A 7,530-nucleotide genomic window follows, 5' to 3' on the forward strand; every position below is an offset into this window, starting at 1 on the left:
CCCGGGACATGGCCCGGGGCGCGGCCTCACAGCGTGGTACTCGGCGTCTCGAACTCGGATCGGATCACATCGGATCGGATCGGATCGGATCGGATCTGCTCATATCAGATCTGATCGCATCGGACCGGACCGGACCGGAGTCAGAAGCGCAGCAGGCGTTCCGTCATCTCGCGGTAGTCCCGCAGGGCCAGCCGAAGCTGCTCGGTGCTCGCGTCGGTCGGGGTCGCCCGGGCCTCGCCGGCCTGCTGCCAGGACGTCCGCAGCGTGTCGCGGCGGTGGGTCACGGCCTCCGTGAAGCGTGCGGCCAGTTCTTCCAGTACGTGGTCGGCCTCCGTCACGGCGTCCCGGGGTGCGTCGACGAAGCCGCCGACCGCGTGCTGCAGCCGCAACGAGAACTTGTCGCACTCGTCCTGGCGCAGCAGAGGTGAGTCCTGCGCGCCGACCCGCCCATGGGCTCCCGCACCCTCACCGGACGCCGATCGGCCACCCGCGCGAAGTGCGCCACCGGCCTCACCGGGCGCGGCATCGGGACGCCCCCGCTCGGCCCCGCGAGCCGTCGTGCCCTCCCCGGGGGTACCGGGACGGCCCCGGCCACGCTCACCACCGACGGTCTCGCGGGCGGGGGTGTCGCGGACGGAAGCCTCGCCGAGGGGGTTCTCACGGGCGGAGGTCTCACGGGCGGGGTTCTCGCGGGCGAGGGTGTCGCGGGTGGAGGTGTCGACGCCTTCCTCGGGCTCGGGCGTGAGGCCCGTGCCGTAACGGCCCCGCTCGGCCCCGCCAGCCGTGGTTCCGCCCTCCTCCAGCGTGATGCCGGCACGGCCCGGCACCTTGCCGTGGCCCGCCGCGCCCGCACCCTTCATCGCCTTGCCGGACGGCGGGACGACCGCCCCGGACGTCTCGGGGACGTCCACGTGGCCCTTCAGTGCCTCGCGGCGCGTGGTGCCCTCGGTGCCTTCGGTGCCTGCGGTGCCTGCGGTGCCTTCGGTGTTGCCTTCATCCGACGTCGTGTCCTTCACGTTCCTCAACTCCCCTTTGCGTGGCGCCGGGTGAGCGCCCACGGCTGATGGCCCCGGCTGCCGGGGGCGGAGCCCTCGGGACGGGCGGACAGCTTCGTGTCGTCGGCCGCGCGGTGGCGCGGGGTGTCGTCCTGACGGGCCGGTGTCATCAACTGCTCGAAGAGGGCGCGGGCCTCGACCATGGCCTCGCGCATCTCCTCGGTACCGGCGCCGCCCTCGCGGGCGGTCCCGCCGGTGCGGGCCAGTGCGACGCCGTGCACGCGGCGGTAGCCGTGGACGTGGTGTCCGTGGTGGACGGAGAGCGCGGCGACCTGCTCCTCGTAACGGTCGGCGGCCGGGAACCCGCGCGCGCCGGCCAAGTCACCGAGCAGCCGGTCGGCTTCGGCCACCGCTTCCCGCGGCGAGTCGACGAAGCGTTCCTGGGCGGCCGTCCAGCGGGCCGCGTACTGTTCGCGGGCCGCCGGCTCCAGCGGCCGCTCCCGCAGCTCGCCATGGAGCTTCACCCGCTCGGCCAGCTCGCGCTCGGCGGCCTTGGCGTCACCGTCGTGCCGGGCGACCGTACGGTCGTACTCGGGCCCGAAGCGCCGTCGCAGGCCGCGTCCGCCCCGCGGCTTTCGGGCGAGGAAGGTCAGAGCGGCCGCGACGACGACGGCCGCCACGATCACGATCAGAGCGATGATCACGCCTGTGGACATGGATGCCTCCGGATTGCTCGACCCGACGGGCCGGTTCGGGACCCGGGTTGCCCGCAAGTCGCCGGTCAAACGATTCCGGTCGTACGGCGGTCCCCCGAACCCCGTTCGCCCGTAATCCGTTTGCGGATCGGGGACGGCCCCTCCCGACAATGACCCCATGACCGTCAAGCCCCGTACCCCCGCGACGACTTCCTGGACCGTCGCCCCCGAACCCTTCGGCTCCCCCGTGGCCGCCGCGCTCTGGCGGGCGTACTACACAGAGGTCAGCGACCGCTGGTATCTGCTGCACGAAGGGCGTACGACGGATCGCGACGAGCTGGAGCGGGAGATCGCCGCGCGGACGGGGGCCGAGTTCGCCGCGCCCGACGGGGTGTTGCTGGTCGCGCGGTACGACGGCGAGCCCGGGGGCACGGCGGGCGTACGGATGCTCGACGCCACGACGGGGGAACTGAGCCGCGTCTTCGTCCGCGCGGAGCTACGAGGCAAGGGCGGCGCCGCCGTGCTGCTGGCGGCGGCCGAGGAGGCGGCGCGCGCCCTGGGAGCCGAGCGGCTGATCCTCGACACCCGCAGCGACCTCGTCGAGGCACGCGCGCTGTACGCCCGGCACGGCTACACGGAGACCGAGGCCCACAACGACGACCGCTACGCCGAGCACTGGTTCAGAAAGGAACTGCCCGCCTGACTCCAGGAGTCCCCGGAGCCCACGAGCCGCCCGGAGTCGCGCGGAGCCGCCCGGAGCCCAGCAGCCGTCAGGAACCGCCAGGAATGGCCCGGAGCCACCAGTTGCCCAGGAGCCGCCCGGGCCTCGCGGACTCAGGCCGGCCTTGTCGGCGACCGCGGCACCGACCCGTCGTGCGGCCGCTCCGCGTCGGAACCGCACATCTCGGCGTTCAGCTCCTCGATCAGCCTGGCCAGGTCGGTCGGGCGCCGCGGACCCCACCAGTCGCCGAGCAGTTCGGCGAGGGACTCCTCCCGGGCCTTGGCAAGCCTCTCGGCGGCCTCCCGGCCCTCGTCGGTGAGCACGAGGTCGAGGCCCTCGCGCAGGGCGAGACGGCGTTCCTCGAGCTGCCGGGCGGCGGCGAGGATGACGTTCAGCGGTACGGTGCTGCGCTCGGCCAGCTCCGCGGGCTCGGCCCACCCGTACTTCTTGATCCGCAGCAGCAGCCAGCTCGCCGCGGGCAGCAGGTCGTAGCCCGCCCGCTCGGTGATCTTCTCGTAGATCTCGCGCCGTCCCTCCCGGGTGCCGAGCACGGACAGCGCCCGGCACACCTCGTCGTACGACGACCGCTCCACCGGGTTGCTGGCGAGCGTCTCCGTGACGTCCGGGGCCGTGACCGACCCGCGCAGCTTGTCCTCGCGCAGGAACCAGGAAAGCGCGAAACCGAGCACGGCGACCGGGGCGGCGTACAGGAAGACGTCCGTGATGGACGACGCGTACGCGTGCAGGACGGGCTGGCGCAGCGCGGCCGGCAGGTCGGCGATGCCCTTCGGGTCGGCCTTCAGGGAGTTCGGCGTGATGCCCGGGGGGAGCTGGTGGCCGCCGAGCGCGGCCGTCAGCTTGTCACCGAGACGGCTCGCGAAGACCGTGCCGAAGATGGCGACGCCGAACGAGGCACCGATGGAACGGAAGAAGGTCGCGCCGGAGGTGGCGACGCCCAGATCCTCGTACGAGACGGAGTTCTGCACGATCAGGACGAGCACCTGCATGACCAGGCCGAGCCCCAGACCGAAGACGAAGAAGTACGCACTCATCCTGGCGGTGCTGCTGCTCTCGTCGAGCTGGTGGAGCAGCAGCAGGCCGATGGCCGTCACGCCCGTGCCCGCGACGGGGAACACCTTCCAGCGGCCGGTACGGCTGACGATCTGCCCGGAGACGGTCGACGACAGCAGCAGACCGAACACCATCGGCAGCATGTGCACGCCGGACAGGGTGGGCGACACGCCCTGCACGACCTGGAGGAAGGTCGGCAGATAGGTCATCGCGCCGAACATCGCGAAGCCGACGATGAAGCTGATGACGGCGGAGAGGCTGAAGGTGCGGATACGGAAGAGCTTGAGCGGGAGCACGGGTTCGGCGGCCCGCCGCTCCACGACGACGAAGGCCACGCCGAGCACCACGCCGAGGCCCACGAGGCCGATGATCTGGGCCGATCCCCAGCCCCAGGTGGTGCCGCCGAGCGAGGCGACCAGGATCAGGCAGGTGGCGACCGCGGCGATGAGGAACGTGCCGAGGTAGTCGATGACGTGCTGGGCCGACTTCTTGGAGATGGACAGGACCGCCGCGATCACGACGAGCGCGACGATGCCGACGGGCAGGTTGATGTAGAACACCCAGCGCCAGCTGAGGTGCTCGGTGAAGAGGCCGCCGAGCAGCGGCCCGAGCACGCTGGTCGCACCGAAGACGGCGCCGAACAGCCCCTGGTACTTACCCCGTTCGCGCGGCGGGACGAGGTCGCCGACGATCGCCATCGACAGCACCATCAGCCCACCGCCGCCGAGCCCCTGCAGCGCCCGGAAGCCGATCAGCTGGGGCATGTTCTGCGCCATGCCGCACAGCGCGGACCCGATCAGGAAGATCACGATCGCCGTCTGGAACAGCTTCTTCCGGCCGTACTGGTCGCCGAGCTTGCCCCAGAGCGGGGTCGCCGCGGTCGACGCGAGCAGATACGCCGTGACCACCCAGGACAGGTGCTCCAGACCGCCGAGGTCGCTGACGATGGTCGGCAGCGCGGTCGACACGATCGTCTGGTCGAGCGCGGCGAGCAGCATGCCGAGCAGGAGCGCGCCGATCGAGACGAAGACACTCCCGTGCACGGTGCCACGGGCGTCGGCGGCGGCCGCGGAGCGTCGCCGCTCGGCGGACTCCGACTCGTGCACGCCGGTCGGTGCGTCCGCTTCTGGTATGTCGCCCGTCATGCAGGCCTCCCATGGGCGCCGAGGGGGTCTCGGTCTCCCTCCATGGTGGTAGGTGTGACCGGTTATGGCCTGTTGAGTCCTCACTGAATGCCCCAGGAGAGCCCCATACGCCCCCATGGAGCCCAATGGGTGCTCCATAGGTGCTCCATGGGTGCTCGACGTGCGCTCGACGTGTGCCCGGCGGATGCCCCTCGAGCACCCCGGAGGCCGGGATTCCGGGGACTCCTGGAGATTGCGTGAGGGACATCCGGATAACCTCTGGAGTTCTCCAGGGGGAGGGACCCACGCATGACCGAACCGAACGGGCATGTCTGCCCCGAGTGCACGGCACCCCGCACACCCGACGGCACCCCGTCCTGCGCCTGCACACAACGGGCGTCCGACGCGCTGCGCGACGCCCGCACGGCGGAGGCGGCCGCGGCGGAGGACTTCGATCCGCTGCGGATTCGTCCGTACGTGGAGCTGGGGGCGGAGGATTCCGAGGGCTCGGGGGGAGCCGGGGCCTCGATGGGAGCCGGGGGGTCGGGGGGAGCCGGGGCCCGCATGGGCGACGAGGCCCCGATGGGAGCCGAGGGCTCGGAGGGGGCCGGGGCCTCGATGGGCGCCGAGGCCCCGGTGGGAGCCGAGGGCTCGGAGGGGGCCGGGGCCTCGATGGGCGCCGAGGCCCCGGTGGACGACGGAGGCGAATCGGCGCCGACCGTGCGGCTCGCCGCGCTGCCGTCCGCGCCACAGGGCGCCGACGTACACCCCTTCGAGAAGCAGCCGCCGGAGCCCGGTCCGCCGACCCTCACGGACGAGCGCCCCCGGCGCCGACGGCGGGCCGCCGTCCTGGGCATCGCGGGAGCCGTGGTGACCGTCGTGACCGCGGCCGGCATCGCGAGCGGGCTGTTCGCGTACGACACTCCCGCGCGGGACGGGGCGCTGCCGGAGGACGTACGGGCGAGCGTGCCGGACGTGTCACCCGACCCCGCCTCGGGATCACCGTCGGCTACCGGGCCGTCCACGGCGGCGGTGCCGGCGGCTCCGGCTCCGTCGCGCAGCGCGAGCGCGTCGGCCTCGACACCCCCGTCGAGCGCGTCCGCGTCCCCGTCGCGATCGGCCGCCCCGACACAGACGCAGCCGCACTCTCCGACCGCGAACCCGACGGAGTCGGCCACCCCCTCCCGCGGCGGTTCCGACAAGCGCCGGGTCCAGACCCTGCGCCGCGGCGACGAGGGTCCCGAGGTCACCGAACTCCAGCTGCGCCTGCGCCAGTTGGTGCTGTACACCGGCGACGACGACGGCAGATACGACAGCCAGGTCGAGGACGCCGTGCGCCGCTACCAGTGGGCGCGGGGCATCACGGCCGACGAACTGGGCGTGTACGGCGGAGCCACCCGAGCGAGCCTGGAGGCGGAAACGACGGAGCCGTGAGCGGGCGCCCGGTGGGGGCGCCTTGGGTGGGGGTGCGTCGTGGGTCGGGCTCGCGGGTCGGGGGTGCCTGGCTCGTGCGTCGTGGGTCGGGGGCGGGCCGGTACATCAAGCCCGTCGCCTGATGGACACCTCTGCCTGTTGCCACGGTGGTCCTTGCCCGTGACCACGTACGCGACGGGCTGTGATGTACCGGCCCACCCCCTTCCGCCGGTGGGCACCTGCACCTCTCATCCCGGCCGGGGCTGGAGGTTTTTAGCCCGTCCGGCGTTTGAGGACGAGGCCGTTCAGGCCGATGCGGGGGTCTGGGGGCGGCAGCCCCCAGGAACAAGGGACGGGTAGGGGCGGAGGGGGCGAAAAACTCCCCCTACACACACCTCAGTCGTCGATGTGCAGCCGGATCAAGCCGCCCCCGGCGGACTCCACCCGCACCTGCGTGAGGTCGCGGACAAGAACACCCGGCCGATGGAAGCCCGCCCGAGGACCAACCCCGACAACCTTCATACCGGCCGCCCGCCCCGCCGCGATCCCGGCCCCGGAGTCCTCGAAGACGACACACTCCTCGGGCGGCACCCCCAACTCGGCGGCACCCTTCAGGAACCCCTCGGGATCCGGCTTGCTCGCCCCGACCGACTCGGCGGTGACCCGCACATCCGGCAGCCCGAGCCCGGCAGCAGCCATCCGCGCACTGGAAAGCCCCACGTCCGCGGAGGTCACGAGCGCATGCGGCAGCCCCGCGAGGGAGGCCAGGAACTCGGGAGCACCCGGAATCGCGACGACTCCGTCCATGTCGGCGGTCTCCTCGGCGAGCATCCGCGCGTTGTCGGCGTGGTTCTGCTCCATGGGCCGGTGCGGCAGCAGTACCGCCATCGAGGCGTACCCCTGCCTGCCGTGGACGACCTTCATGACCTCGCCCCCGTCCAGCCCGTGCCGGTCGGCCCAGCGGCGCCAGCAGCGCTCCACGACGACGTCCGAGTTGACGAGGGTGCCGTCCATGTCGAGCAGGAGGGCGCGGGCGGTCAGAACGGTGGTGGCCGTCATCGGCAGCTCCAAGGCGCGGGAAACGGGGTCTGGCGTGGCCCCCGGGACAAGGTGGTCCCGCCCGCCGGTCAGGGAGTGCGGGCGGGAGCCACTTTGTTCCTCCACGATACAAAACGATCCCCTCCCGGCGCCACCGCCCCTGACCTGCGCCTCCGTCGCCCACCTCACATACGTCCACCCTCACGACACCCCCAGGCCACCCTCCGTGACCCCCAAGTCCTTTCGCCCCCTCCGCCCCTACCCGCCCCATACCTGGGGGCTGCCGCCCCCAGACCCCCGCATCGGCCTGAACGGCCTCGTCCTCAAACGCCGGACGGGCTAAGAACTTCCAGCCCGGACGGGATGAGAGGTGGAGGTGCCCACCGGCGGAAGGGGGTGGGCCGGTACATCACAGCCCGTCGCGTACGTGGTCACAGGCAAGGACCACCGTGACAGCAAGCAGAGGTGTCCAT

6 protein-coding genes are annotated in these 7,530 nt (G+C 72.3%); 2 read left to right on the top strand and 4 right to left on the bottom strand.

Going from position 1 to position 7,530, the window contains the following annotated elements; translation table 11 throughout:
* Window positions 1-140 precede the first annotated feature (140 nt).
* On the bottom strand, window positions 141-1,016 hold the full coding sequence (locus ACFVXA_RS40495) for a hypothetical protein (protein ID WP_390028705.1): 876 nt from the start codon (window positions 1,014-1,016) through the stop codon (window positions 141-143).
* Window positions 1,017-1,021: 5 nt separating this feature from the next.
* Window positions 1,022-1,711 carry a hypothetical protein gene (locus ACFVXA_RS40500; RefSeq protein WP_362034394.1) on the bottom strand — a complete coding sequence of 230 codons (690 nt, stop codon included), beginning with the start codon at window positions 1,709-1,711 and terminating at the stop codon, window positions 1,022-1,024.
* 157 nt (window positions 1,712-1,868) lie between these two features.
* On the opposite strand from ACFVXA_RS40500, the gene ACFVXA_RS40505 reads away from it, so the two are divergent.
* The gene (locus ACFVXA_RS40505; RefSeq protein WP_362034397.1) at window positions 1,869-2,393 is read left to right on the top strand and encodes a GNAT family N-acetyltransferase; all 525 of its coding nucleotides are present in this window, start codon (window positions 1,869-1,871) and stop codon (window positions 2,391-2,393) included.
* 131 nt (window positions 2,394-2,524) lie between these two features.
* Here ACFVXA_RS40505 and ACFVXA_RS40510 read toward each other — a convergent pair whose 3' ends face one another.
* Window positions 2,525-4,627, bottom strand: a complete 2,103-nt coding sequence (locus ACFVXA_RS40510) for a DHA2 family efflux MFS transporter permease subunit (RefSeq protein ID WP_390028706.1) — start codon at window positions 4,625-4,627, stop codon at window positions 2,525-2,527.
* 288 nt (window positions 4,628-4,915) lie between these two features.
* Here ACFVXA_RS40510 and ACFVXA_RS40515 point away from each other — a divergent pair, with 288 nt between their 5' ends.
* Window positions 4,916-6,040, top strand: a complete 1,125-nt coding sequence (locus ACFVXA_RS40515) for a peptidoglycan-binding protein (RefSeq protein ID WP_390028707.1) — start codon at window positions 4,916-4,918, stop codon at window positions 6,038-6,040.
* A 375-nt stretch (window positions 6,041-6,415) separates the two neighbouring features.
* Here the strand turns inward: ACFVXA_RS40515 and ACFVXA_RS40520 are convergent, their stop codons facing one another.
* Window positions 6,416-7,078 carry an HAD-IA family hydrolase gene (locus tag ACFVXA_RS40520; RefSeq protein WP_390028708.1) on the bottom strand — a complete coding sequence of 221 codons (663 nt, stop codon included), beginning with the start codon at window positions 7,076-7,078 and terminating at the stop codon, window positions 6,416-6,418.
* Window positions 7,079-7,530: the final 452 nt, after the last annotated feature.

The organism is Streptomyces sp. NPDC058246 (genome assembly GCF_042881985.1).
GTDB lineage: Bacteria > Actinomycetota > Actinomycetes > Streptomycetales > Streptomycetaceae > Streptomyces.